The following is a 908-nucleotide window of genomic DNA, read 5'->3' as shown; positions in this document are numbered from 1 at the left end:
GTGTACACCAAAGAAGTCAGGATGGATGCACCCAGTGCGCCGAAGACGACGGACAGGGAAATGGAAATCGGGATATGTACCCAGTGCATAATCAGCATCTTGATACCGATAAAGCTCAATACGAAGGCCAAGCCGTATTTGAGGAAAATAAAGCGTTCGGCAAAGTCTGCCAGTAAGAAGTACATGGCACGCAGGCCTAAGATGGCAAAAATGTTGGAAGTGAGGACGATGAATGGGTCGGTGGTTACGGCAAAAATAGCGGGGATGCTGTCAACGGCGAAGATGACGTCGCTCAATTCGATCATAATCAATACTAGCAAAAGCGGCGTAGCGATGCGTTTGCCGTTTTCAATGGTAAAGAATTTTTCACCGTCAAACTGTTGGCTGGTCGGGATGACTTTTTTGAGTAGGGTCAGGATTTTGTTTTGGGAAAGGTCTTCTTCAGCTTCGGCTTCCGGCTTCATCATGTGAATGCCGGTGTATAAGAGGAAGGCGCCGAAGAGGTACAAAATCCATTCAAATTGTTGTACCAAGGCTGCGCCGATGAAGATCATGATGGCGCGCAGGACGATGGCGCCGAATACACCATAGAGCAAGATGCGGTGTTGGAATTTGGGTTCGACTTTGAAATAGCCGAAAATCATCAGGAAAACGAAGATGTTGTCGACTGCAAGGGATTTTTCGAGTACATAGCCGGTGAAGAATTCGAGGACTTTTTCTTTGGCGACAACGGCCCCATAAGTCGGGTTGCCCGCGAGTTCAAAATAGAGCCAGCCTGCAAATGCGCAGGATACGGCCACCCAAATGCCGCTCCAGGCGAGGGCTTCTTTGATGCTGACTTTGTGGGCGCCGTTTTTTTTCAGCGATACCATATCGATGGCGATCATGATTAAGACGGCAATAAAGAA

General features: G+C 48.3%; 1 protein-coding gene. It reads right to left on the bottom strand.

What is annotated here, in order from left to right; all coding sequences use genetic code 11:
* The coding region (locus ACTHS3_RS15440; RefSeq protein WP_440368431.1) for a TerC family protein at positions 1-908 on the bottom strand (908 nt) is incomplete at both ends.

The organism is Neisseria sp. P0009.S007 (assembly GCF_051962515.1).
This window is presented reverse-complemented; position numbering and strand designations above follow the sequence as displayed.